A 25,537-nucleotide genomic window follows, 5' to 3' on the forward strand; every position below is an offset into this window, starting at 1 on the left:
GGGTGGCATTTAATGTTAATGACAATGAATTGATGTAAACTAATGTGAAGGAACTTTTGTTAAAGTTGACAAAAGGTTATAGAAAGGAGTAAAAAACCACATCAATTAGCTGTTTTTACCATTTTCTACAGTAATTGTAGGGTTTTTTTTATTCCTCCCCATGAATCGATGTGGCGTCCATCTGCCGTAAAGAGCAGTGAAACTGGCGCTACTTTTGATGAGTAAGCAATGAGTATGTCAACATCCACTGAAGTCATCGCTCATCACTGGGCATTCGCTATCTTTCTTATCGTTGCCATTGGCCTGTGCTGCCTGATGCTGGTAGGCGGTTGGTTTTTAGGCGGTCGCGCACGCGCGAGGCACAAAAACATTCCGTTTGAATCAGGTATCGACTCGGTCGGCACCGCCCGCTTACGCCTGTCTGCCAAGTTTTACCTGGTAGCCATGTTCTTCGTTATCTTCGACGTTGAAGCGCTGTATCTGTTCGCATGGTCAACTTCTATCCGCGAAAGCGGCTGGGTTGGCTTTGTGGAAGCTGCAATTTTTATTTTTGTGTTACTGGCTGGTCTGGTTTATCTGGCGCGTATTGGCGCGTTGGACTGGACGCCCGCGCGTTCACGCCGCGAGCGTATGAACCCGGAAACGAACAGTATCGCTAATCGTCAACGCTAACCGCGAGGCATTAAGATGGATTATACGCTCACCCGCATAGATCCTAACGGTGAGAATGACCGTTACCCCCTGCAAAAACAGGAGATCGTAACTGACCCCCTGGAGCAGGAAGTTAACAAAAACGTGTTTATGGGCAAGCTGCATGACATGGTTAACTGGGGCCGTAAAAACTCAATTTGGCCCTACAACTTCGGCCTTTCTTGCTGCTATGTAGAGATGGTGACTTCTTTTACCGCAGTACATGACGTTGCCCGTTTCGGTGCGGAAGTGTTGCGTGCGTCGCCACGTCAGGCTGACCTGATGGTGGTGGCCGGTACCTGCTTTACCAAAATGGCCCCGGTTATTCAGCGTCTGTATGACCAAATGCTGGAGCCTAAATGGGTAATTTCTATGGGTGCCTGCGCTAACTCCGGCGGCATGTACGATATTTATTCGGTAGTGCAGGGCGTTGATAAATTTATCCCGGTGGATGTATATATCCCAGGCTGTCCGCCGCGTCCGGAAGCATATATGCAGGCGTTGATGCTGCTGCAAGAATCGATTGGCAAAGAGCGCCGTCCGCTCTCATGGGTGGTAGGCGATCAGGGCGTATATCGCGCCAATATGCAGCCAGAACGCGAACGTAAACGCGGCGAGCGTATTGCCGTCACGAACCTGCGTACCCCGGACGAGATTTAATTTGCGCCTGTCGGCAGCAGCACTTCACTTCGCTAACCACTATTTTAATAGCGCGAAGCACTGCCGACCACCACGGACCATTTGCAATGGTGAACAATATGACCGACTTAACCGCGCAAGACGCTGCATGGAGTACCCGCGATCATCTTGATGATCCGGTTATCGGCGAACTGCGCAACCGTTTTGGGCCGGATGCCTTTACCGTTCAGGCGACCCGCACCGGTGTCCCCGTTGTTTGGGTCAAGCGTGAACAATTACTGGAGGTTGGCGATTTCTTAAAGAAACTGCCGAAACCTTACGTCATGCTGTTTGACTTACACGGCATGGATGAACGCCTGCGTACGCACCGTGACGGGTTACCCGCCGAGGATTTTTCCGTTTTCTACCACCTGATTTCTATTGAGCGTAATCGCGATATCATGCTCAAGGTGGCGTTGTCTGAAAACGACCTGCGCGTGCCGACCTTCACCAAACTTTTCCCTAACGCCAACTGGTATGAGCGTGAGACCTGGGAGATGTTTGGTATTGATATCGAAGGTCACCCGCATCTGACGCGCATCATGATGCCGCAAACCTGGGAAGGCCATCCGCTGCGTAAAGATTATCCGGCGCGCGCGACCGAATTCGACCCGTTTGAGCTGACCAAAGCCAAGCAGGATCTGGAGATGGAAGCGCTGACCTTTAAGCCGGAAGACTGGGGGATGAAGCGCGGGACTGACAACGAGGACTTTATGTTCCTCAACCTCGGCCCGAACCACCCGTCTGCACACGGTGCGTTCCGTATTATCCTGCAACTTGACGGCGAAGAAATCGTCGACTGCGTGCCGGATATCGGCTATCACCATCGCGGCGCCGAAAAAATGGGCGAGCGCCAGTCCTGGCATAGCTACATTCCCTATACCGACCGTATCGAATACCTTGGCGGCTGCGTCAATGAAATGCCGTACGTGCTGGCGGTGGAAAAACTGGCAGGGATCACCGTCCCGGATCGCGTTAACGTCATCCGCGTGATGCTCTCCGAGCTGTTCCGCATTAACAGTCATCTACTGTACATCTCGACCTTTATTCAGGACGTCGGCGCGATGACGCCAGTCTTCTTTGCGTTTACCGACCGGCAGAAGATTTATGACCTGGTGGAGGCGATCACCGGTTTCCGTATGCACCCGGCCTGGTTCCGTATCGGCGGCGTCGCGCACGACTTGCCGCGCGGTTGGGATCGCCTGCTGCGAGAGTTCCTTGAGTGGATGCCGAAGCGTCTGGATTCTTACGAGAAAGCCGCGCTGCGTAACACCATTCTGAAAGGGCGTTCGCAGGGCGTTGCCGCTTACGGCGCGAAAGAGGCGCTGGAGTGGGGCACCACCGGCGCAGGGCTGCGCGCGACCGGGATCGACTTCGACGTACGTAAATGGCGTCCATACTCTGGTTATGAAAACTTTGACTTTGAAGTGCCGGTGGGCGGCGGCGTTTCCGACTGCTATACCCGCGTGATGCTGAAAGTGGAAGAGCTGCGCCAGAGTCTGCGCATTCTTCAGCAGTGCCTTGATAACATGCCGGAAGGCCCGTTCAAAGCGGATCACCCGCTGACCACGCCGCCGCCGAAAGAGCGCACGCTGCAACATATCGAAACCCTGATCACCCACTTCCTGCAGGTCTCCTGGGGCCCGGTGATGCCGGCGCAGGAGTCCTTCCAGATGGTGGAAGCGACTAAAGGGATTAACAGTTACTACCTGACCAGCGACGGCAGCACTATGAGCTACCGTACCCGCGTGCGCACGCCGAGCTTTGCGCACCTGCAGCAGATTCCCTCGGCGATCCGCGGTAGCCTGGTCTCCGACCTGATTGTCTATCTGGGTAGTATCGATTTTGTTATGTCAGATGTGGACCGCTAATTATGCACGAGAATCAACAACCACAAACCGAGGCTTTTGAGCTGAGTGCGGCAGAGCGTGAAGCGATAGAGCACGAGAAGCACCACTACGAAGACCCGCGTGCGGCGTCCATTGAAGCGCTGAAAATCGTTCAGAAGCAGCGTGGCTGGGTGCCGGACGGCGCGATCTACGCTATTGCCGATGTGCTGGGTATTCCGGCGAGCGACGTCGAAGGCGTCGCCACATTCTACAGCCAGATCTTCCGTCAGCCGGTCGGTCGCCATGTGATTCGCTACTGCGACAGCGTGGTGTGCCATATCACCGGCTATCAAGGGATTCAGGCCGCGCTGGAAAAAAATCTCAACATCAAACCGGGGCAGACGACCTTTGATGGTCGCTTTACGCTGCTGCCGACCTGCTGCCTGGGGAATTGCGATAAAGGGCCGAACATGATGATTGATGAGGATACTCACAGCCATCTGACTCCGGAAGCCATTCCTGAACTACTGGAGCGGTATAAATGAAAAACGTTATCCGTACTCCCGAAACCCATCCGCTGACCTGGCGTTTGCGCGATGACAAACAGCCGGTCTGGCTGGACGAATATCGTAGCAAAAACGGCTACGAAGGCGCGCGTAAAGCGTTGACCGGCCTGTCTCCGGATGAAATCGTCAGCCAGGTAAAAGACGCTGGTCTGAAAGGACGCGGCGGCGCGGGCTTTTCCACCGGTCTCAAGTGGAGTCTGATGCCGAAAGACGAATCCATGAACATCCGTTACCTGCTGTGTAACGCTGATGAAATGGAGCCGGGCACTTATAAAGACCGTCTGCTGATGGAACAACTGCCGCACCTGCTGGTGGAGGGGATGCTGATCTCCGCGTTCGCACTGAAAGCGTATCGCGGTTACATCTTCCTGCGCGGCGAATATATCGAAGCGGCTGTACATCTGCGCCGTGCGATTGCTGAAGCAACCGAGGCCGGGCTGCTTGGCAAAAATATCATGGGCACCGGGTTCGACTTCGAACTGTTTGTCCACACCGGGGCAGGGCGTTACATCTGCGGTGAAGAAACTGCGCTTATCAACTCCCTCGAAGGCCGCCGCGCGAACCCGCGCTCCAAGCCGCCCTTCCCGGCGACCTCCGGCGTATGGGGCAAGCCGACCTGTGTGAACAACGTCGAAACGTTGTGCAACGTCCCGGCAATCCTCGCCAACGGCGTGGAGTGGTACCAGAACATCTCGAAAAGCAAAGATGCGGGTACCAAGCTGATGGGCTTCTCGGGCCGCGTGAAGAATCCGGGCCTCTGGGAATTACCGTTCGGCACTACCGCGCGCGAGATCCTCGAAGATTACGCGGGCGGTATGCGCGATGGCCTGAAATTCAAAGCCTGGCAACCGGGCGGGGCGGGAACCGACTTCCTGACCGAGGCGCATCTTGACCTGCCGATGGAATTCGAAAGCATCGGTAAAGCGGGGAGCCGTCTGGGGACCGCGCTGGCGATGGCGGTAGACCACGAAATCGGCATGGTATCGCTGGTGCGTAACCTGGAAGAGTTCTTTGCCCGCGAATCTTGCGGCTGGTGTACGCCATGCCGCGACGGGCTGCCGTGGAGCGTGAAAATTCTGCGCGCGCTGGAGCGCGGCGAAGGCCAGCCGGGGGATATCGAGACACTTGAGCAACTGTGTCGTTTCCTCGGACCGGGTAAAACCTTTTGCGCACATGCGCCGGGCGCGGTTGAGCCACTGCAAAGCGCAATTAAGTATTTCCGCGAAGAATTCGAAGCTGGCATCAAGCAGCCGTTCAGCAATACCCATTTAATCAATGGTATTCAGCCGAACCTGCTCAAAGAGCGCTGGTGAGTTAACGATTTTTAATTTGGAAGCATGCTAATGGCTACGATTCATGTAGACGGCAAAGAATACGAGGTCAACGGCGCGGACAACCTGCTACAGGCATGTCTGTCCCTCGGCCTTGATATTCCGTATTTTTGCTGGCACCCGGCGCTGGGAAGCGTCGGTGCTTGCCGCCAGTGTGCGGTGAAGCAATACCAAAACGCGGAAGATACGCGTGGTCGCCTGGTGATGTCCTGTATGACGCCAGCCACCGACGGTACTTTTATCTCTATTGACGACGAAGAAGCGAAACAGTTCCGTGAAAGCGTGGTGGAGTGGCTGATGACCAACCACCCGCACGACTGTCCGGTCTGTGAAGAGGGTGGTAACTGCCACCTTCAGGATATGACTGTGATGACGGGTCACAGCTTCCGCCGCTACCGTTTCACCAAACGTACCCATCGCAACCAGGATCTGGGGCCGTTCATCTCTCACGAAATGAACCGCTGCATCGCCTGCTACCGTTGCGTGCGTTACTACAAAGATTATGCCGACGGCACCGATTTGGGCGTCTATGGCGCGCACGACAACGTCTACTTCGGGCGTCCGGAAGACGGCGTGCTGGAAAGCGAATTCTCCGGTAACCTGGTAGAAATTTGCCCGACCGGCGTCTTCACCGATAAAACGCACTCCGAGCGTTACAACCGTAAATGGGACATGCAGTTTGCGCCAAGCATCTGCCAGCAGTGTTCCATCGGTTGTAACATCAGCCCGGGCGAGCGCTATGGCGAATTGCGCCGCATCGAAAACCGTTACAACGGCACCGTTAACCACTACTTTCTCTGTGACCGCGGTCGTTTCGGCTATGGCTATGTGAACCTGAAAGACCGTCCGCGTCAGCCAGTTCAGCGCCGCGGCGATGACTTTATTACTCTCAACGCCGAGCAGGCGATGCAGGGCGCGGCGGATATCCTGCGCCAGTCGAAGAAAGTGATCGGTATCGGTTCGCCACGCGCCAGCATTGAGAGTAACTTTGCGCTACGCGAGCTGGTCGGCGCTGAGAATTTCTACACCGGTATCGCCCAGGGCGAGCAGGAACGTCTGCAACTGGCGCTGAAAGTGCTGCGAGAAGGCGGAATTTACACCCCGGCGTTGCGTGAGATCGAATCTTATGACGCGGTACTGGTATTGGGTGAAGATGTCACTCAGACCGGCGCGCGCGTTGCGCTGGCGGTACGCCAGGCGGTGAAAGGTAAAGCGCGTGAAATGGCGGCGGCGCAGAAAGTGGCCGACTGGCAGATTGCGGCCATCCTTAACATTGGCCAGCGTGCAAAGCATCCGCTGTTTGTCAGCAACGTCGACAGCACCCGTCTGGACGATATCGCCGCCTGGACCTATCGCGCGCCGGTTGAAAATCAGGCGCGCCTGGGGTTTGCGATTGCCCATGCGCTGGACAATACCGCGCCTGCGGTTGACGGCATCGACAGCGATCTGCAAAACAAAATTGATGTCATTGTTCAGGCGTTGGCCGGCGCGAAAAAACCGCTGATTATCTCCGGCACTAACGCCGGTAGCAGTGAGGTGATTCAGGCGGCCGCCAACGTGGCGAAAGCGCTGAAAGGCCGTGGCGCCGACGTCGGTATAACTATGATTGCCCGTTCCGTGAACAGTATGGGCCTGGGCATGATGGGCGGCGGTTCGCTTGACGATGCGCTGACCGAGCTGGAAACCGGCAGGGCGGACGCGGTGGTGGTGCTGGAAAACGATCTCCATCGTCATGCTTCCGCCGCCCGCGTGAACGCTGCGCTCTCCAAAGCGCCGCTGGTGATGGTGGTTGACCATCAGCGCACGGCGATTATGGAAAACGCTCATCTGGTGCTTTCCGCGGCGAGCTTTGCTGAAAGCGATGGTACGGTTATCAACAACGAAGGCCGCGCGCAGCGCTTCTTCCAGGTTTATGATCCGGCCTACTACGATAACAAGACGATTATGCTGGAAAGCTGGCGCTGGCTGCATTCGCTGCACAGCACCGTCGAAAACCGCGAAGTGGACTGGACGCAGCTTGACCACGTGATCGATGCGGTCATTGCCGCCATGCCGCAATTTGCCGGCATTAAAGACGCCGCGCCGGATGCGACCTTCCGCATTCGTGGGCAGAAGCTGGCGCGCGAACCGCATCGTTACAGCGGTCGTACGGCGATGCGTGCCAATATCAGCGTGCACGAACCACGTCAGCCGCAGGATAAAGACACCATGTTTGCCTTCTCCATGGAAGGGAATAACCAACCGACTGCTCCGCGATCTGAAATTCCGTTCGCCTGGGCGCCGGGCTGGAACTCCCCGCAGGCGTGGAACAAATTCCAGGATGAAGTGGGCGGCAAACTGCGTCACGGCGATCCGGGCGTGCGTTTGATTGAAGCGACTGAGGGCGGTCTGGATTATTTCACTACCGTTCCGGCAAGCTTCCAGGCGCAGGACGGTCAGTGGCGTATTGCGCCGTACTACCACCTGTTTGGCAGCGACGAATTGTCTCAGCGTTCTCCGGTCTTCCAGAGCCGTATGCCGCAGCCGTATATCAAACTTAACCCGGCGGATGCCGCGAAGTTGGGGGTTAATGCCGGGACGTGCGTCTCCTTTAGCTACGATGGCAATACGGTGACGCTGCCGGTTGAAATCTCTGAAGGGTTAGCGGCAGGGCAGGTAGGGCTGCCGATGGGTATGCCTGGCATCGCGCCGGTTCTGGCTGGCGCGCGTCTTGAGGATCTGCGGGAGGCGCAACAATGAGTTGGATTACACCGGATCTGATTGAGATCCTGCTGAGCATTCTCAAAGCGGTGGTGATTCTGCTGGTGGTCGTCACCTGCGGGGCCTTCATGAGCTTTGGCGAACGTCGTCTGCTGGGTCTGTTCCAGAACCGTTATGGACCAAACCGCGTTGGCTGGGGCGGCTCGCTCCAGTTAGTCGCGGACATGATCAAGATGTTCTTTAAAGAAGACTGGGTGCCGAAATTCTCGGATCGCGTCATCTTTACCCTGGCGCCGATGATCGCGTTTACTTCGCTGCTGCTCTCCTTCGCCATTGTGCCGGTTAGCCCCAACTGGGTGGTGGCCGATTTAAACATCGGGATTCTGTTTTTCCTGATGATGGCGGGTCTGGCGGTGTACGCGGTGCTATTCGCCGGTTGGTCGAGTAACAACAAATACTCGCTGCTGGGCGCGATGCGCGCGTCTGCCCAGACGGTGAGCTACGAAGTGTTCCTTGGTCTTTCCCTGATGGGCGTGGTGGCGCAGGCCGGTTCATTTAATATGACCGACATCGTCAATAACCAGGCGCATCTGTGGAACGTGATTCCGCAATTCTTTGGGTTTGTTACTTTTGCCATCGCGGGCGTAGCGGTCTGTCACCGTCACCCGTTTGACCAGCCGGAAGCCGAGCAGGAACTGGCGGACGGTTACCACATCGAATATTCCGGTATGAAATTCGGTCTGTTCTTCGTGGGGGAGTACATCGGCATCGTCACCGTTTCCGCGCTGATGGTAACGTTGTTCTTCGGTGGCTGGCATGGCCCGTTCTTACCGCCATTCGTCTGGTTCGCGCTGAAAACCGCGTTCTTTATGATGATGTTCATTTTGATTCGTGCGTCGTTACCGCGTCCGCGTTATGACCAGGTAATGTCCTTCGGCTGGAAAGTCTGCTTGCCGCTGACGCTCATCAACTTGCTGGTAACGGCGGCTGTCATTCTGTGGCAGGCGCAATAAGGGACACAAAGACCATGACCTTAAAAGAATTATTAGTAGGTTTCGGCACTCAGGTACGCAGTATCTGGATGATCGGCCTGCATGCGTTCGCGAAACGCGAAACGCAGATGTATCCGGAAGAGCCGGTCTATTTACCGCCCCGTTACCGTGGCCGTATCGTGCTCACGCGCGACCCGGACGGTGAAGAGCGCTGCGTTGCCTGTAACCTGTGTGCGGTAGCCTGTCCGGTAGGCTGTATCTCTCTGCAAAAAGCGGAGACCAAAGATGGCCGCTGGTATCCGGAATTTTTCCGCATAAACTTCTCACGCTGCATCTTCTGCGGCCTGTGCGAAGAAGCGTGCCCGACCACGGCGATCCAGTTGACCCCGGACTTCGAACTGGGCGAATACAAACGTCAGGATCTGGTGTACGAAAAAGAGGATCTGCTGATTTCCGGTCCGGGCAAATACCCGGAATATAACTTCTACCGGATGGCGGGTATGGCAATCGACGGCAAAGATAAAGGCGAAGCAGAGAACGAAGCCAAGCCTATCGACGTCAAGAGCCTGTTACCGTAAGGAGAGGGCAATGGAATTCGCTTTTTATATCTGTGGCCTGATAGCCATCCTCGCGACCCTGCGAGTGATCACCCATACCAATCCGGTACACGCGCTGTTGTATCTGGTGATATCGCTACTGGCGATTTCCGGGGTGTTCTTTTCGCTGGGCGCTTACTTTGCCGGTGCACTGGAAATTATCGTCTACGCAGGCGCCATCATGGTGCTGTTTGTTTTCGTGGTGATGATGCTCAACCTCGGCGGCAGCGAAATCGAACAGGAACGCCAGTGGTTGAAGCCGCAGGTGTGGATTGGTCCGGCGATTTTGTCGGCCATCATGCTGGCGGTCATTGTGTACGCCATTCTGGGCGTTAACGACCAGGGTATCGACGGCACGCCGATTAGCGCGAAAGCGGTAGGCATTACGCTGTTCGGGCCCTATGTTCTGGCGGTCGAACTGGCGTCTATGCTGCTGCTGGCAGGCCTGGTGGTGGCGTTCCACGTCGGTCGTGAAGAGCGTGCGGGCGAAGTGCTGAGTAATCGCGCCGATGACCGTGCGAAAAGAAAAACGGAGGAGCGCGCATGATCCCTTTAACACATGGACTGATCCTCGCTGCGATTTTATTCGTCCTGGGTTTAACCGGTCTGGTTATCCGCCGCAATCTGCTGTTTATGCTGATCGGGCTGGAAATCATGATTAACGCCTCCGCGCTGGCCTTTGTGGTCGCCGGGAGCTACTGGGGCCAGACCGATGGTCAGGTGATGTACATTCTCGCCATCAGCCTTGCGGCTGCGGAAGCGAGTATTGGACTTGCGCTGTTGCTGCAACTCCATCGCCGTCGCCAGAACCTGAACATCGATTCAGTAAGTGAGATGCGTGGATGAACATGCTTGCCTTAACCATTATTCTGCCATTGATTGGCTTTGTACTGCTGGCGTTCTCTCGCGGACGCTGGTCGGAAAATCTCTCCGCGACCATCGGCGTGGGCTCCGTTGGTCTGGCGGCGCTGGTGACGGCGTTTGTCGGGATGGATTTCTTTGCCAACGGTAAACAGACGTTCAGCCAGCCGCTGTGGACGTGGATGTCGGTCGGTAACTTCAACATCGGTTTTAACCTGGTGCTGGATGGTCTGTCGCTGACCATGCTCTCTGTGGTCACCGGTGTCGGCTTCTTGATCCATATGTTCGCCTCCTGGTACATGCGCGGGGAAGAGGGCTACTCCCGCTTCTTCGCTTATACCAACCTGTTTATCGCCAGCATGGTCGTTCTGGTGCTGTCCGATAACCTGCTTTTGATGTACCTCGGCTGGGAAGGCGTGGGCCTGTGTTCCTATCTGTTGATCGGCTTCTACTACAGCGATCCGAAGAACGGCGCGGCGGCGATGAAAGCGTTTGTCGTCACTCGTGTGGGCGACGTCTTCCTCGCCTTTGCGCTGTTCATTCTGTACAACGAACTGGGCACGCTAAACTTCCGCGAAATGGTGGAGCTGGCGCCAGCGCACTTTGCTGACGGCAACAACATGCTGATGTGGGCGACGCTGATGCTGCTGGGCGGCGCGGTCGGTAAGTCTGCGCAGCTACCGTTGCAGACCTGGCTTGCCGACGCGATGGCTGGTCCGACGCCGGTCTCCGCATTGATCCACGCCGCAACCATGGTGACTGCGGGCGTTTACCTGATCGCCCGTACTCATGGCCTGTTCCTGATGACCCCGGAAATTCTGCATCTGGTGGGCATTATCGGGGCGATTACGCTGGTAATGGCGGGTTTCGCCGCGCTGGTGCAGACCGACATCAAACGCGTGCTGGCCTATTCCACCATGAGTCAGATTGGCTACATGTTCCTGGCGCTGGGCGTGCAGGCGTGGGATGCGGCGATTTTCCATTTGATGACTCACGCCTTCTTTAAAGCGCTACTGTTCCTGGCGTCCGGCTCGGTGATTCTGGCCTGCCATCACGAACAGAACATCTTTAAGATGGGCGGTCTGCGTAAGTCCATTCCGCTGGTGTATGCCTGCTTCCTGGTGGGCGGCGCGGCGCTGTCGGCGCTGCCGCTGGTCACTGCGGGCTTCTTCAGTAAGGATGAGATCCTGGCCGGCGCCATGGCGAACGGTCATATCAATCTGATGGTGGCAGGTTTGGTCGGCGCGTTCATGACCTCCTTGTACACCTTCCGGATGATTTTCATCGTATTCCACGGTAAAGAACAAATTCATGCTCATGCAGGGAAGGGGATTACCCACCATCTGCCGCTGATTGTCCTGATGATCCTGTCCACCTTCATTGGCGCGCTGATTGTGCCGCCATTGCAGGGGGTGCTACCGCAGACAACTGAACTGGCGCATGGTCGTGTGTTGAGCCTGGAGATTACCTCTGGCGTGGTGGCGATTGCGGGCATCCTGATTGCCGCATGGCTGTGGCTGGGCAAACGCACGCTTGTGACGTCGATCGCCAACAGCGCGCCGGGCCGTCTGCTGGGTACCTGGTGGTATAACGCCTGGGGTTTTGACTGGCTGTACGACAAAGTATTCGTCAAGCCATTCCTCGGTATCGCCTGGCTGCTGAAGCGCGACCCGCTTAATGCGTTGATGAACATTCCGGCTATCCTTTCCCGTTTTGCAGGCAAAGGCCTGGTACTGAGCGAGAACGGTTATTTGCGCTGGTATGTGGCATCCATGAGCATCGGCGCGGTTGTGGTGCTGGCGCTGCTGATGGTACTACGTTGAGTTTGTTGGCTGGATGAACGACTGCCGGATGGCGCAGTGCTTATCCGGCCTACAAACCCAAAAATAATTTTTAGAATTCGTTGAAAATCTGTTCCTGAAGTACAGGCATCATCGGCGAAGTCAGACCGGATACCGCCAGCGCACAGCAACCGGAGCGTACTGAAGTACGTGAGGATGATTCGCGAAGCTCACCCCTACGGGGCCGTCCTTACGGACGTTCAAAACGCGATGCGTTTTGTGCGAGCACTGGCAGGATTCGGGCTGGCAAGTGAGATAGCCTGAGCAGGAGTAAATATAAGGGACATACTTAGCTATGTTATTACCCTGGTTGATACTAATCCCCTTTATCGGCGGCTTTCTGTGCTGGCAGACCGAACGCTTTGGCGTGAAGGTGCCGCGCTGGATCGCGCTGATTACTATGGGACTGACGCTGGCGCTCGGCCTGCAACTGTGGTTGCAGGGCGGCTATTCACTGACGCAATCTGCCGGTATTCCACAGTGGCAATCTGAATTTGTCCTGCCGTGGATCCCGCGTTTTGGCATCTCTATCCATCTGGCGCTCGACGGACTGTCGCTGCTAATGGTGGTGCTGACCGGCCTGCTCGGCGTTCTGGCGGTACTTTGCTCCTGGCGAGAAATCGAAAAATATCAGGGCTTTTTCCACCTGAACCTGATGTGGATTCTGGGCGGCGTTATCGGCGTGTTCCTGGCCATCGACATGTTCCTGTTCTTCTTCTTCTGGGAAATGATGCTGGTGCCGATGTACTTCCTGATCGCGCTGTGGGGCCACAAAGCTTCTGACGGTAAAACGCGTATCACGGCGGCCACCAAGTTCTTCATCTACACCCAGGCGAGTGGTCTGGTGATGCTGATTGCCATCCTGGCGCTGGTCTTTGTGCATTACAACGCGACCGGCGTCTGGACCTTCAATTACGAAGAACTCTTGAATACGCCGATGTCTCATGGCGTGGAATACCTGCTGATGCTGGGCTTCTTCATCGCTTTTGCGGTGAAAATGCCGGTGGTTCCGCTGCATGGCTGGCTGCCGGATGCGCACTCCCAGGCGCCGACCGCCGGTTCCGTCGACCTGGCCGGTATCTTGCTGAAAACTGCCGCTTACGGTCTGCTGCGTTTCTCCCTGCCATTGTTCCCGAACGCGTCGGCGGAGTTTGCGCCCATCGCCATGTGGTTGGGCGTCATCGGCATCTTCTACGGCGCGTGGATGGCCTTTACCCAGTACGACATCAAGCGCCTGATCGCTTATACCTCCGTTTCCCACATGGGCTTCGTGCTGATCGCTATCTACACCGGCAGTCAACTAGCGTACCAGGGCGCGGTGATTCAGATGATTGCGCACGGTCTGTCCGCGGCGGGTCTGTTTATTCTGTGTGGCCAGTTGTACGAACGTCTGCATACGCGTGACATGCGTATGATGGGCGGCCTGTGGGGCAAAATGAAATGGTTGCCTGCGCTGTCAATGTTCTTTGCGGTGGCGACGCTCGGGATGCCGGGCACCGGTAATTTTGTCGGCGAATTTATGATTCTGTTCGGCAGCTACCAGGTGGTGCCGGTGATTACCGTTATCTCCACCTTTGGGCTGGTATTCGCTTCTGTATACTCGCTGGCGATGCTGCATCGCGCTTACTTTGGTAAAGCGAAGAGCCAAATTGCCAGCCAGGAACTGCCAGGGATGTCGCTGCGCGAGCTGTTTATCATTCTGTTGCTGGTGGTGCTTCTGGTACTGCTTGGCTTCTATCCGCAGCCGATTCTGGATACCTCGCATTCTGCGATGAGCAACATCCAGCAGTGGTTTGTTAATTCCGTTACTACTACAAGGCCGTAAATCGCCATGACAATAACTCCACAACACCTGATTGCGCTGCTACCGCTGCTGATCGTCGGCTTGACGGTGGTGGTTGTGATGCTCTCCATTGCGTGGCGACGCAATCATTTCCTCAATGCCACGCTGTCGGTCATTGGGCTTAACGCTGCGCTGGTTTCGCTTTGGTTTGTCGGTCAGGCCGGGGCAATGGACGTCACGCCGCTGATGCGCGTTGACGGCTTTGCGATGCTCTACACCGGGCTGGTTCTGCTGGCGAGCCTCGCTACCTGCACCTTTGCCTACCCGTGGCTTGAAGGCTATAACGATAACCAGGAAGAGTTCTACCTGCTGGTGTTAATCGCCAGCCTGGGGGGAATTCTGCTGGCAAACGCCAACCACCTGGCGGCGCTGTTCCTCGGTATTGAACTGATCTCGCTGCCTCTGTTTGGCCTGATTGGTTATGCTTTCCGCCAGAAACGCTCGCTGGAAGCCAGTATCAAATACACCATCCTCTCCGCTGCCGCCTCGTCTTTCCTGCTGTTCGGGATGGCGTTGGTCTATGCGCAGTCCGGCAACTTGTCTTTCGAAGCGCTCGGTAAGAGCCTTGGTGATGGTATGCTGCACGAGCCGTTGCTGCTGGCGGGCTTTGGCCTGATGATTGTCGGTCTGGGCTTTAAACTCTCTCTGGTGCCGTTCCACCTGTGGACGCCAGACGTTTACCAGGGCGCGCCTGCGCCGGTTTCCACCTTCCTGGCGACAGCGAGCAAAATTGCTATCTTCGGCGTGGTGATGCGTCTGTTCCTGTATGCGCCGGTAGGCGACAGCGAAGCGGTACGTGTGGTGCTGGGCATTATCGCCTTTGCCTCTATCATCTTCGGTAACCTGATGGCGCTGAGCCAGACCAACATCAAACGTCTGCTCGGTTACTCTTCTATCTCTCACCTCGGTTATCTGCTGGTGGCGCTGATTGCCCTGCAGAGCGGCGAAATGTCGATGGAAGCGGTAGGCGTTTATCTGGCCGGTTATCTGTTCAGCAGCCTCGGTGCGTTTGGCGTGGTCAGCCTGATGTCCAGCCCGTTCCGTGGCCCGGATGCCGATTCCCTGTACTCTTATCGTGGTCTGTTCTGGCATCGTCCGGTTCTTGCTGCGGTGATGACGGTGATGATGCTGTCGTTGGCAGGTATCCCGATGACGTTGGGCTTTATCGGCAAATTCTACGTGCTGGCGGTTGGCGTTCAGGCCAGCCTGTGGTGGCTGGTCGCCGCGGTGGTGGTCGGTTCCGCGATTGGTTTGTACTACTACCTGCGCGTTGCCGTGAGTCTTTACCTGCACGCGCCGCAGCAACCGGGGCGCGACGCGCCGACAAACTGGCAATACAGCGCAGGCGGTATCGTGGTGCTGATCTCCGCGTTGCTGGTGCTGGTACTGGGCGTCTGGCCGCAGCCGTTGATTAGCCTTGTGCAGTTAGCGACGCCGTTGATGTAAGCAATAAGTAAAAACGAAAAACCCGCTTCACGAAGCGGGTTTTTTATTATCTGATGTAATGCTTTGAAATGACTATGGACTGTAGGTCGGATAAGGCGCTTGCGCCGCCATCCGGCATGTAAGGCCTTAGCGACCGGAATTTAACTTAGCAACTGTCGGCTCACCAGCGGGCCGCTGATGTTTTGCGCCGCGCGTTCCATCACTTCCTGTATCACTGAAGAGAGTTCATTGATTTCAAACTTTGCGACGTAGCCGTCGGCCTTCACCTTACGTACATGATCTTCGTTGGCGCTGCCGGAAAGGGAAGAGTGAATAACGACCGGGATCTTTTTCAGCCGTTCATCGGTTTTAATTTTACGTGTTAACGTAAAGCCATCCATCTCCGGCATCTCAAGATCTGTCAGGACCAGCGCGATTTTTTCGCTAATGGGCTTACCTTCGGTTTCCGCTTCCTGCGCCAGTTGCTGGATTTTCTCCCATGCATCCTTGCCAGTCACATGCATTTGATGCGGAATTTCCATCGCATTCAGCCCTTTTTCCAGCATCGCGCGGGCGACTTTGGAGTCTTCCGCCACAATGGCTACCGCGCCTGGGGTAATAGTAAATTTATTGGTTTTCAGATTAGTAGCGCGAAGATCGTGGCTGGAGGGCACAATATCATAAAGGATCTGTTCGACATCAAGCACCAGCGCCAGATTATTGGTCTCTTTGTCTTCGTCCAGACAGGCGATGCTGGTGATATAACGTCCGTTGACGGCTTTCTCGGCGGTATGCACCTGCTTCCAGTCAAGACGCATAATATTTTCCACCGACTCGACGGCAAATGCCTGTACGCTGCGCGCATATTCGGTGATCAGCAAAATATTCAGTCCGGTTTCCGGCTTGCAGCCCGCTACCGCAGGCAAATCAATTACCGGAATCACCTGATCCCGAATATTGACCATACCCAACAGTGGCGCTTTCATGCCTGCCGGGCGCGTAAAGGCGGGCATCGGTACGATTTCGCGCAGCTTAAATACATTGATGCCGAACAGCTCTGACTTCTGTTCATGCAGCGATGTACCAAGACGGAATAACAGCAGTTCAAAACGGTTGGACAGGGTTAAATTCGCCCTGTCATCAATATCTTTCTGGAAATTGTCCATCCTAACCTCATTATGAAAGCCTGCCTTTTTTAGTGTTATCGGCAATGAGGACAAAAAATGGAGCGCTAAACCGGGAAAACAGAAAAATCGTAAGCCAGTTCCGTCGCCGGGAAAATAGCGCGGCATTCCGCCAGTAATCGCTGACAGCCTTTATCGTCATAGCGTGAGCTAATGTGGGTCATGATCAGTCGACCGACGGCGGCTTCCCGCGCCAGCGTCGCGGTTTGACGTGTGGAGCTGTGTCCGCGAGCGTTGGCTTTCTCCTCCATTGACGCATCCAGCGTGGTTTCATGTACCATCACATCCACACCCTGCGCCAACGCGAGGGCGGCCTCGCAGGGCGCGGTATCGCCGAAAATCGCCACTGATTTCCCGGCCACGGCGGGAGCAAGGTAATCGGCGCCATTGATCTGCCTTCCATCGGCAAGCGTGACGGTTTTTCCTGCCTTCAACGCCTGAAACAGCGGGCCGGGCGTAACGCCTGCGGCTTTTAACGCCCTGGCATTCAGCGCGCCGGGCTTGTCATGTTCAACAACGCGATATCCGTAGCACTCCAGGGGATGCTCCAGCCTGAACGCGGTCACTTTACGCAGGCCGTCGTCAAGAATATCGCCTGCGCTAATTTCTTCAATTTGCAACGGAAAATCGGTCCATGAACCGCTAAGGCGCAGCGTGGTTGCAATAAACTCACGCACGCCCTGAGGTCCGTATACGGTGAGCGGATGGGGATTACCCGCCATCGACCGGCTGCATAGCAGACCCGGCAGGCCAAACAGATGATCTCCGTGAAGATGGCTGATAAAAATGCGCTCAAGCTTACCGGGATGAAAGGCGGTATTAAGCATTTGATGCTGTGTCCCTTCGCCGCAATCAAAAAGCCATACTCCCGGCTGCGTTGGATGTTGCAGATGTAATAAAATTGCCGTTACATTGCGTGAGCGCGTGGGAACGCCTGCGGACGTACCTAAAAAAATGAATTCCATCTTGTCCATACACGTTTGGTTATCGTTTAACCCAAGATTACCACAACACAGGAGCGCATCATGATTCACTGGCAGGATCTTCACCATAGCGAACTTACCGTTCCTCAACTTTACGCGTTACTCAAATTGCGCTGCGCGGTCTTTGTGGTAGAACAGCGCTGTCCTTACCTGGATGTGGATGGCGATGATTTAGTCGGCGACAATCGTCATATTCTGGGCTGGCATCAGGATGAGCTGGTGGCGTATGCGAGGATTCTGAAAAGCGATAACGAATCAGACCCGGTTGTCATTGGCCGGGTGATCGTCAGCGACGCCTGGCGAGGGGCGAAACTGGGCCAGCAATTAATGACGAAAACGCTGGAGTCCTGTGGGCGGTACTGGCCGGATAAGCCGCTATATCTGGGAGCGCAGGCGCATCTGCAACCTTTTTATGCGCGGTTTGGTTTTATTCCCGTCACCGATGTTTATGACGAAGATGGCATTCCGCACCGGGGAATGGCGCGGGAGGTTCATCAGGCATAAACCGAAACCGTTGACTATAGTTAGGAGCAGGTGTTAACACAACGGAGAATGAGAATGTCATATCAATTTGGTGAATCACGTGTTGATGATGATCTGACTTTGCTCAGCGAAACGCTGGAAGAGATTTTACGTTCCTCAGGCGATCCCGCCGATCAAAAATACATTGAGCTGAAAGCCCGCGCGGAACAAGCGCTGGAAGAGGTGAAAAACCGCGTAAGCCATGCGTCGGATAGCTATTATTACCGGGCAAAGCAGGCCGTTTATAAAGCGGATGACTACGTTCATGAAAAACCCTGGCAGGGTATTGGCGTAGGCGCGGCGGTAGGACTGGTACTTGGACTGCTGCTGGCGCGGCGCTAAATCCCCCTACTGAACAGAATTGCAACCCTCCCTAAATGAGGTACTGCTTTTTTAGGGCAGTACCCCGTATAATGTGGGGTTTTTAACAGGGAGGGTCCGCGTGCATTCTATTACTACTGCGCTGGAAAATCTGACGCGTCAGCTATCGCAAGAGATACCGGCGACGCCAGGGCTTTGCGTTTTCGATGCGCCTTTCCCTTTAAACGATGCCTTCGATGCATTGAGCTGGCTGGCCAGCCAGTCATCCTTCCCGCAATTCTACTGGCAACAGCGTAATGGCGACGAAGAAGCTGCCGTTCTCGGGGCAATCACCGTCTTTTCATCGCTCGATCTGGCGCAACGGTTTTTACGTCAGCACGCGCAGCCTGACCTGCGTATTTGGGGGCTGAATGCGTTCGAGCCGAAAGAGGGCTACTTATTGCTGCCGAGGCTGGAGTGGCGACGTAGCGGGGGTACGGCGACCTTACGCTTACATCTGCACAGTGACGTTTCGCTACGTGATGATGCGCGCCTGGCGAAAGCGTTTCTCGCTTCTCTGGTCGGTATTAAGCCTGTTCCGGCGCTGCGCCTTTCGCTCACGAGCGAACAACACTGGCCGGACAAAGACGGTTGGGTGAAGCTGATTCAGCAGGCCACCCACACCATTGCGCAAGAGGCGTTTGATAAAGTTGTGCTGGCGCGGGCCACCGACTTACAGTTCTCCCGTCCGGTCAATGCCGCCGCGATGATGGCGTCCAGTCGTCGTTTAAATCTCAACTGCTACCACTTTTTTATGGCCTTTTCCGCCGATACCGCCTTTCTGGGATCATCGCCGGAGCGGCTCTGGCGGCGGCGTGAAACGGCGCTGCGTACCGAAGCGCTGGCCGGGACGGTGGCGAACCATCCGGATAACCATAAAGCCTGGCAGCTTGGCGAATGGTTAATGAAAGACGATAAAAACCAGCGAGAAAATATGCTGGTTGTCGAAGACATCTGCCAGCGACTGCAAAACTGCACCCACTCGCTGGATGTGCTGCCGCCGCAGGTGCTCAGACTGCGCAAGGTTCAGCATTTGCGCCGCTGTATCTGGACGGCGCTTAATCAGGCGGACGACACGCTCTGCCTGCATCAGTTACAGCCTACCGCAGCGGTCGCCGGGATCCCTCGTGAACCCGCGCGTTGTTTTATAGAACAACATGAGCCGTTCGAACGTGAATGGTATGCCGGGTCGGCAGGCTATCTCTCCACGCGGCAAAGTGAGTTTTGCGTGACGTTACGTTCAGCCAAAGTGACGGCCAATGTGGTGCGATTGTATGCCGGCGCGGGAATCGTCCGCGGCTCCGATCCGGAACAGGAATGGCAGGAAATAGATAATAAAGCTGCCGGGTTACGTACCTTATTGCAGATGGATGCGTAATGAGTCACATATTCCCGACCCATATCAATAATCCATTTTTGCAGCTCTTTATACTTAGTCCCAATGATTGATACCGGACAAACTCATGTCAGTAAGTGCATTTAACCGGCGCTGGGCGGCGGTCATCCTGGAAGCCTTAACCCGTCATGGCGTCAGGCATGTTTGTATCGCCCCTGGTTCCCGTTCCACGCCGCTCACGTTGGCGGCGGCAGAGAATCCTGCTTTTATTCACCATACGCACTTTGATGAGCGTGGGCTTGGTCATCTGGCGTTAGGGCTGGCGAAAGTCAGCCAACAGCCGGTTGCCGTTATTGTCACTTCAGGTACCGCCGTGGCGAACCTCTATCCGGCGCTGATTGAGGCGGGTCTGACGGGCGAGAAGCTCATTTTACTTACCGCCGATCGCCCGCCGGAGCTGATTGACTGCGGCGCCAACCAGGCGATCCGTCAGGCGGGGATGTTTGCCTCGCACCCCTCCCAAACTCTGTCGTTGCCGCGTCCCACGCAGGATATTCCGGCGCGCTGGCTGGTGTCGACCATCGACAATGCGCTCGCCATGCTTCATGCGGGCGCGCTGCACATTAACTGTCCTTTTGCCGAACCGCTGTATGGCGATATGAATGACACCGGTCTGGTCTGGCAGCAGCGTCTCGGCGACTGGTGGCAGGATGAAAAACCCTGGCTGCGCGAAGCGCGTCGACTGGCAAGCGACAAACAGCGCGACTGGTTCTTCTGGCGACAAAAACGCGGCGTCGTTGTCGCCGGGCGTATGAGCGCGGAAGAAGGCAAAAAAGTGGCGCAGTGGGCGCAAACTCTGGGATGGCCATTAATTGGCGACGTATTGTCGCAAACCGGGCAGCCGCTGCCGTGCGCCGACCTGTGGCTCGGCAACGCCAAAGCGGTGACCGAACTGCAGCAGGCGCAGATTGTCGTCCAGCTTGGCAGTAGCCTTACCGGAAAACGCTTACTGCAATGGCAGGCAACCTGCGAGCCGGAAGAGTACTGGGTAATCGATAATATTGAAGGTCGTCTGGACCCGGCGCACCATCGTGGACGCAGACTGGTAGCGAAAATCGCCGACTGGCTGGAGATGCATCCGGCGGAAAAACGTAAACCGTGGTGTGTAGAGATCCCGCGTCTGGCGGAACTGGCGTGGCAACGGGTGGTCGCGCAGCGAGACACCTTTGGCGAAGCGCAGCTGGCGCACCGTATCCGCGACTATCTGCCGGAGCAGGGGCAATTGTTCGTGGGCAATAGTCTGGTGGTACGTCTGATCGACGCGCTGTCGCAGTTGCCGGCTGGCTATCCGGTATACAGCAATCGCGGGGCGAGCGGCATTGACGGCCTGCTTTCCACGGCGGCGGGCGTGCAGCGCGCCAGCGCCAAATCGACGCTTGCTATCGTCGGCGATTTATCCGCGCTGTACGATCTTAACGCGCTGGCGTTACTACGTCAGGTATCCGCGCCGTTTGTGTTGATTGTGGTCAACAATAACGGCGGGCAGATCTTTTCCCTGCTGCCGACGCCGCAAAGTAAGCGTGAGCGCTTTTATCTGATGCCGCAAAACGTCCATTTTGACCATGCGGCCGCCATGTTTAACCTGCGCTATCATCGCCCGGAAAACTGGGAAGAACTGGAGTCTGCGCTGGCTGGCGCGTGGCGAACCCCGGCGACAACGGTGATTGAGCTGGTGGTAAACGATACGGATGGCGCGCAGACGCTGCAGCAACTTTTGGCTCAGGTAAGCCATCTATGATGTTGCACGCGCAGCACATGCCCGGACAGCCTGGGGCGCCCTCGCTGGTTTTCCTGCACGGTTTTTCTGGCGATTGCCGCGAATGGCAGCCGGTTGGTGAACAGTTTCACGGCTGTTCGCGGCTTTATATTGACTTACCGGGACATGGCGGATCTGCGGCTATTCCGGTCGGCGGCTTTGCCGATGTCATCAGATTACTGCGCGCTACGTTAATTAGTTACAACATACTAAAGTTTTGGTTGGTGGGATACTCCCTTGGCGGCCGGGTGGCGATGATGGCAGCCTGCCAGGGAATACCAGGCCTGTGCGGCCTGGTGGTTGAAGGCGGTCATCCGGGGCTGCAAAATGAACAGGCGCGCGCTGAAAGACGATTGTCCGACGGGCGCTGGGCAGAGCGTTTTCGTCATGAACCATTGACTGAGGTTTTTCACGACTGGTATCAGCAGCCGGTGTTCGCCTCGCTGACGGCGCAGCAAAGACAGGCGCTAACGGCGCTGCGTAGCCAGAATAACGGCGAAACGCTGGCTGCGATGCTGGAGGCGACATCGCTTGCCGTCCAGCCGGATTTACGCGAGGCGCTCAACGCGCTGGCATTTCCGTTTTATTATTTATGTGGCGAACGCGACAGCAAATTCCGCGCCCTGGCGCAGGAAGTGGCGGCGACATGCCATGTCATTCGTAACGCCGGACACAACGCACATCGGGAAAACCCCGCTGGCGTGGTAGACAGTCTGGCTCAGATTCTGCGTCTCTGACTAAAGGACACACTATGATCTATCCTGATGAAACAATGCTTTACGCACCGGTAGAATGGCACGACTGCTCGGAGGGTTACACCGACATTCGTTATGAAAAATCCACCGACGGTATTGCAAAAATCACTATTAATCGTCCGCAGGTGCGCAATGCATTTCGTCCGTTGACCGTCAAAGAGATGATTCAGGCGCTGGCGGATGCCCGTTACGACGACAACGTGGGCGTGATTATTCTGACCGGCGAAGGCGATAAAGCGTTTTGCGCGGGCGGCGACCAGAAGGTGCGCGGCGATTACGGCGGATACCAGGATGACTCCGGCGTGCATCACCTGAACGTGCTGGACTTCCAGCGCCAGATTCGAACCTGTCCAAAACCGGTTGTCGCGATGGTCGCGGGTTATTCCATCGGCGGTGGTCACGTGCTGCACATGATGTGCGACCTGACTATCGCGGCGGAAAACGCCATCTTTGGCCAGACCGGCCCGAAAGTCGGCTCCTTTGACGGCGGCTGGGGTGCTTCGTATATGGCGCGTATCGTTGGTCAGAAGAAAGCGCGTGAAATCTGGTTTCTGTGTCGTCAGTACGACGCGAAACAGGCGCTGGATATGGGGCTGGTTAACACCGTCGTTCCCCTGGCGGATCTGGAAAAAGAGACCGTGCGCTGGTGTCGTGAAATGTTGCAAAACAGTCCGATGGCGCTGCGTTGCCTGAAAGCGGCGCTGAATGCCGATTGTGACGGTCAGGCCGGTCTGCAGGAGCTGGCGGGCAACGCCACCATGCTGTTCTACATGACGGAAGAAGGGCAGGAAGGCCGTAACGCCTTTAACCAGAAGCGTCAGCCTGACTTCAGCAAATTCAAACGGAACCCATAATGCGTAGCGCGCAGATATACCGCTGGCAGATCCCCATGGACGCGGGGGTGGTTTTGCGCGACAGGCGGTTAAAAACTCGCGACGGGCTGTATGTTTGTCTGCGTGATGGCGAGCGTGAGGGGTGGGGAGAAATCTCCCCGCTTCCGGGGTTCAGTCAGGAAACGTGGGAAGAGGCGCAAACTGCGCTACTGGCATGGGTGAACGACTGGCTTCAGGGGCGCGAGGTATTACCGGAGATGCCTTCGGTCGCGTTTGGCGCAAGCTGCGCGCTGGCGGAACTGACTGGCGTATTGCCGGAGGCGGCGGACTATCGCGCTGCGCCGTTATGTACTGGCGATCCTGACGATTTGGTGCTACGGCTTGCCGATATGCCCGGCGAGAAAATCGCCAAGGTCAAAGTGGGTCTCTATGAAGTAGTACGTGACGGCATGGTGGTTAATTTGCTGCTGGAGGCGATCCCGGATCTGCATCTGCGTCTGGATGCGAATCGCGCCTGGACGCCGCTAAAAGCCCAACAGTTCGCAAAGTATGTTAATCCGGACTACCGCGCTCGTATCGCCTTTCTCGAAGAGCCGTGTAAGACGCGGGATGATTCCCGAGCTTTTGCCCGTGAAACCGGCATCGCGATTGCCTGGGATGAAAGCCTGCGTGAGCCGGATTTTGTTTTCGAGGCCCAGGCGGGCGTCAGCGCCGTGGTGATTAAACCTATGCTGACCGGATCGCTTGATAAAGTGCGTGAGCAAGTCGCTGCCGCCCATGCGTTGGGACTGACGGCGGTCATCAGCTCTTCGATCGAGTCCAGCCTCGGCCTGACGCAACTGGCGCGGATTGCCGCCTGGCTGACGCCGGGAACGCTGCCCGGACTGGATACTTTGCATCTGATGCAGGCGCAACAGATTCGCCTCTGGCCCGGTAGCGCGTTGCCTTGTCTGAAGCGTGATGAGCTGGAACGACTGTTATGACATTAACGGACTGGCCGTGGCGCCACTGGCGTCAGGTTCGCGCTCAGGCACCCGCTCTGCGCCTGAACGATGAGGTGTTAAGCTGGCGTGCGCTCTGTGAGCGTATTGATGCGCTGGCGGGCGGGTTTGCCGCGCAGGGCGTACGGGAGGGCGACGGTGTCCTGCTGCGCGCCGGGAATCAGCCGCGCACTCTGTTGGCATGGCTTGCGCTGATGCAGTGTGGCGCGCGGGTTCTGCCCGTCAACCCGCAGTTGCCCCAGACATTGCTGGAGGCGCTGGTACCGGATTTAACGCTGCGTTTTGCGCTGACGTTGGAAGGCGAAAACGCATTTTCCGGGTTAACCGCGCTGCAGATGCGGAAAAGTACCGCGGCGTATGCCGTGGCCTGGCAACCGCAGCGCCTGGTTTCCATGACGCTGACATCGGGTTCCACAGGATTGCCAAAAGCTGCCGTACATACGAGTCAGGCACATCTTGCCAGCGCGCAGGGCGTGCTTTCGCTAATGCCGTTTGGCCCCCAGGATGACTGGCTGCTATCGCTGCCGCTGTTTCACGTATCCGGGCAGGGTATTATGTGGCGTTGGCTCTTCGCCGGGGCGCGAATGACGGTACGTGATAAGCAACCGCTGGAGCAGATGCTGGCGGGGTGTACCCATGCTTCGCTGGTGCCGACGCAACTGTGGCGGCTGCTGGCGAATCAGGCGGCGGTGACGCTGAAAGCCGTTTTGCTCGGCGGTGCGGTGATTCCGGTTGAACTCACCGACCAGGCCAGCAAACAAGGGATTCGTTGCTGGTGCGGGTATGGGCTTACAGAGTTCGCTTCTACGGTATGCGCCAGGGAGGCTGATGGTTCGGATGACGTTGGCGCGCCGCTTCCCGGCAGAGAGGTCAGAATCGTCGATAATGAAGTCTGGCTGCGCGCCGCCTGCATGGCGGAAGGCTACTGGCGTGATGGCAAACTGATCCCGTTGGTTAATGACGAGGGCTGGTTTGCCACGCGCGATCGCGGCGAGCTGAACCACGGCAGGTTAACCATCGCCGGGCGGTTGGATAACCTGTTCTTTAGCGGCGGCGAAGGCATTCAGCCGGAGGAAGTCGAACGCGTTATTAACGCGCATCCGCTGGTGCAACAAGCCTTCGTCGTGCCGGTAGAGGATAAAGAGTTTGGTCACCGTCCCGTTGCGGTCGTGGAGTATGCATCGCAGGCTGGAGAAGTGAACCTCGCTGAATGGGTTCGCGATAAGCTGGCGCGTTTTCAGCAGCCGGTTCGCTGGCTGACGTTGCCGGCAGAACTGAAAAACGGAGGGATTAAAATATCTCGCCGTGCGCTCCAGCAGTGGGTGTGTGAGATCTGTAAAAATTAATGTTAGGTTAATATACAACCATTCTATCGCTATTGCCGTTTTGTTTACC

Annotated in this window: 23 protein-coding genes; 21 read left to right on the plus strand and 2 right to left on the minus strand. The window is 56.3% G+C overall.

Annotation, left to right across the window (positions count from 1 at the left end):
* Positions 1 to 228 precede the first annotated feature (228 nt).
* The 13 genes from nuoA to nuoN all read left to right on the plus strand — a co-directional run bounded on the left by nuoA (position 229) and on the right by nuoN (position 15,373).
* A complete protein-coding gene (gene nuoA / locus ACE15A_RS06720) occupies positions 229 to 672 on the plus strand; it encodes an NADH-quinone oxidoreductase subunit NuoA (RefSeq protein WP_023248509.1) in 444 nt (147 codons plus the stop codon).
* A gap of 15 nt (positions 673 to 687) precedes the next feature.
* Positions 688 to 1,350 (plus strand): NADH-quinone oxidoreductase subunit NuoB, encoded by a 663-nt coding sequence (gene nuoB, locus ACE15A_RS06725; protein ID WP_000386728.1) that lies wholly within the window; start codon positions 688 to 690, stop codon positions 1,348 to 1,350.
* A gap of 86 nt (positions 1,351 to 1,436) precedes the next feature.
* The gene (gene nuoC, locus ACE15A_RS06730; protein ID WP_129382383.1) at positions 1,437 to 3,239 is read left to right on the plus strand and encodes an NADH-quinone oxidoreductase subunit C/D; all 1,803 of its coding nucleotides are present in this window, start codon (positions 1,437 to 1,439) and stop codon (positions 3,237 to 3,239) included.
* A 2-nt stretch (positions 3,240 to 3,241) separates the two neighbouring features.
* Entirely contained in the window at positions 3,242 to 3,742 is a 501-nt protein-coding gene (nuoE, locus tag ACE15A_RS06735; RefSeq protein ID WP_000545038.1) for an NADH-quinone oxidoreductase subunit NuoE, read from the plus strand.
* On the plus strand, positions 3,739 to 5,076 hold the full coding sequence (gene nuoF / locus ACE15A_RS06740) for an NADH-quinone oxidoreductase subunit NuoF (protein WP_000800048.1): 1,338 nt from the start codon (positions 3,739 to 3,741) through the stop codon (positions 5,074 to 5,076). Before nuoE ends, nuoF begins: the two co-directional genes overlap by 4 nt.
* A 30-nt stretch (positions 5,077 to 5,106) precedes the next feature.
* Entirely contained in the window at positions 5,107 to 7,833 is a 2,727-nt protein-coding gene (nuoG, locus tag ACE15A_RS06745; protein ID WP_023248508.1) for an NADH-quinone oxidoreductase subunit NuoG, read from the plus strand.
* Entirely contained in the window at positions 7,830 to 8,807 is a 978-nt protein-coding gene (gene nuoH / locus ACE15A_RS06750; RefSeq protein ID WP_000118518.1) for an NADH-quinone oxidoreductase subunit NuoH, read from the plus strand. The genes nuoG and nuoH overlap by 4 nt, the downstream gene beginning before the upstream one ends.
* A 14-nt stretch (positions 8,808 to 8,821) precedes the next feature.
* Positions 8,822 to 9,364: an NADH-quinone oxidoreductase subunit NuoI gene (gene nuoI, locus ACE15A_RS06755; RefSeq protein ID WP_000172742.1), complete on the plus strand. Its 543-nt coding sequence runs from the start codon at positions 8,822 to 8,824 to the stop codon at positions 9,362 to 9,364.
* A gap of 10 nt (positions 9,365 to 9,374) precedes the next feature.
* Complete coding sequence (gene nuoJ / locus ACE15A_RS06760) at positions 9,375 to 9,929, plus strand: NADH-quinone oxidoreductase subunit J (protein WP_000393520.1); 555 nt, start codon at positions 9,375 to 9,377, stop codon at positions 9,927 to 9,929.
* Positions 9,926 to 10,228 carry an NADH-quinone oxidoreductase subunit NuoK gene (gene nuoK / locus ACE15A_RS06765; protein WP_000612687.1) on the plus strand — a complete coding sequence of 101 codons (303 nt, stop codon included), beginning with the start codon at positions 9,926 to 9,928 and terminating at the stop codon, positions 10,226 to 10,228. The genes nuoJ and nuoK overlap by 4 nt, the downstream gene beginning before the upstream one ends.
* A complete protein-coding gene (gene nuoL, locus ACE15A_RS06770; RefSeq protein WP_023248507.1) occupies positions 10,225 to 12,066 on the plus strand; it encodes an NADH-quinone oxidoreductase subunit L in 1,842 nt (613 codons plus the stop codon). Before nuoK ends, nuoL begins: the two co-directional genes overlap by 4 nt.
* A gap of 313 nt (positions 12,067 to 12,379) precedes the next feature.
* Positions 12,380 to 13,909, plus strand: a complete 1,530-nt coding sequence (gene nuoM / locus ACE15A_RS06775; protein ID WP_000926430.1) for an NADH-quinone oxidoreductase subunit M — start codon at positions 12,380 to 12,382, stop codon at positions 13,907 to 13,909.
* A gap of 6 nt (positions 13,910 to 13,915) precedes the next feature.
* Positions 13,916 to 15,373, plus strand: coding sequence for an NADH-quinone oxidoreductase subunit NuoN (nuoN, locus tag ACE15A_RS06780; protein ID WP_000156669.1), 1,458 nt, complete (start codon positions 13,916 to 13,918; stop codon positions 15,371 to 15,373).
* A gap of 140 nt (positions 15,374 to 15,513) precedes the next feature.
* On the opposite strand, the gene ACE15A_RS06785 is transcribed toward nuoN, so the two are convergent.
* Positions 15,514 to 16,518 (minus strand): chemotaxis protein, encoded by a 1,005-nt coding sequence (locus ACE15A_RS06785; protein ID WP_023248506.1) that lies wholly within the window; start codon positions 16,516 to 16,518, stop codon positions 15,514 to 15,516.
* A 65-nt stretch (positions 16,519 to 16,583) separates the two neighbouring features.
* Positions 16,584 to 17,501, minus strand: a complete 918-nt coding sequence (gene rbn, locus ACE15A_RS06790) for a ribonuclease BN (protein WP_023248505.1) — start codon at positions 17,499 to 17,501, stop codon at positions 16,584 to 16,586.
* 60 nt (positions 17,502 to 17,561) lie between these two features.
* Here rbn and ACE15A_RS06795 point away from each other — a divergent pair, with 60 nt between their 5' ends.
* The 8 genes from ACE15A_RS06795 to menE all read left to right on the plus strand — a co-directional run bounded on the left by ACE15A_RS06795 (position 17,562) and on the right by menE (position 25,488).
* A complete protein-coding gene (locus ACE15A_RS06795) occupies positions 17,562 to 18,023 on the plus strand; it encodes a GNAT family N-acetyltransferase (protein ID WP_023248504.1) in 462 nt (153 codons plus the stop codon).
* Positions 18,024 to 18,077: 54 nt separating this feature from the next.
* The gene (gene elaB, locus ACE15A_RS06800; RefSeq protein WP_001519663.1) at positions 18,078 to 18,383 is read left to right on the plus strand and encodes a stress response protein ElaB; all 306 of its coding nucleotides are present in this window, start codon (positions 18,078 to 18,080) and stop codon (positions 18,381 to 18,383) included.
* 100 nt (positions 18,384 to 18,483) lie between these two features.
* A complete protein-coding gene (menF, locus tag ACE15A_RS06805; RefSeq protein WP_000555672.1) occupies positions 18,484 to 19,779 on the plus strand; it encodes an isochorismate synthase MenF in 1,296 nt (431 codons plus the stop codon).
* A gap of 85 nt (positions 19,780 to 19,864) precedes the next feature.
* The gene (menD, locus tag ACE15A_RS06810; protein WP_000116384.1) at positions 19,865 to 21,535 is read left to right on the plus strand and encodes a 2-succinyl-5-enolpyruvyl-6-hydroxy-3-cyclohexene-1-carboxylic-acid synthase; all 1,671 of its coding nucleotides are present in this window, start codon (positions 19,865 to 19,867) and stop codon (positions 21,533 to 21,535) included.
* Positions 21,532 to 22,290, plus strand: a complete 759-nt coding sequence (gene menH, locus ACE15A_RS06815) for a 2-succinyl-6-hydroxy-2,4-cyclohexadiene-1-carboxylate synthase (protein ID WP_000979132.1) — start codon at positions 21,532 to 21,534, stop codon at positions 22,288 to 22,290. The genes menD and menH overlap by 4 nt, the downstream gene beginning before the upstream one ends.
* 14 nt (positions 22,291 to 22,304) lie before the next feature.
* Positions 22,305 to 23,162, plus strand: a complete 858-nt coding sequence (gene menB, locus ACE15A_RS06820; protein WP_000640011.1) for a 1,4-dihydroxy-2-naphthoyl-CoA synthase — start codon at positions 22,305 to 22,307, stop codon at positions 23,160 to 23,162.
* Complete coding sequence (gene menC / locus ACE15A_RS06825) at positions 23,162 to 24,124, plus strand: o-succinylbenzoate synthase (RefSeq protein WP_064055921.1); 963 nt, start codon at positions 23,162 to 23,164, stop codon at positions 24,122 to 24,124. The genes menB and menC overlap by 1 nt, the downstream gene beginning before the upstream one ends.
* Positions 24,121 to 25,488 (plus strand): o-succinylbenzoate--CoA ligase, encoded by a 1,368-nt coding sequence (menE, locus tag ACE15A_RS06830; protein WP_053507761.1) that lies wholly within the window; start codon positions 24,121 to 24,123, stop codon positions 25,486 to 25,488. The genes menC and menE overlap by 4 nt, the downstream gene beginning before the upstream one ends.
* Positions 25,489 to 25,537 lie beyond the last annotated feature (49 nt).

The organism is Salmonella sp. HY31 (assembly GCF_042604575.1).
Taxonomy (GTDB): Bacteria; Pseudomonadota; Gammaproteobacteria; order Enterobacterales; family Enterobacteriaceae; genus Salmonella; species Salmonella diarizonae.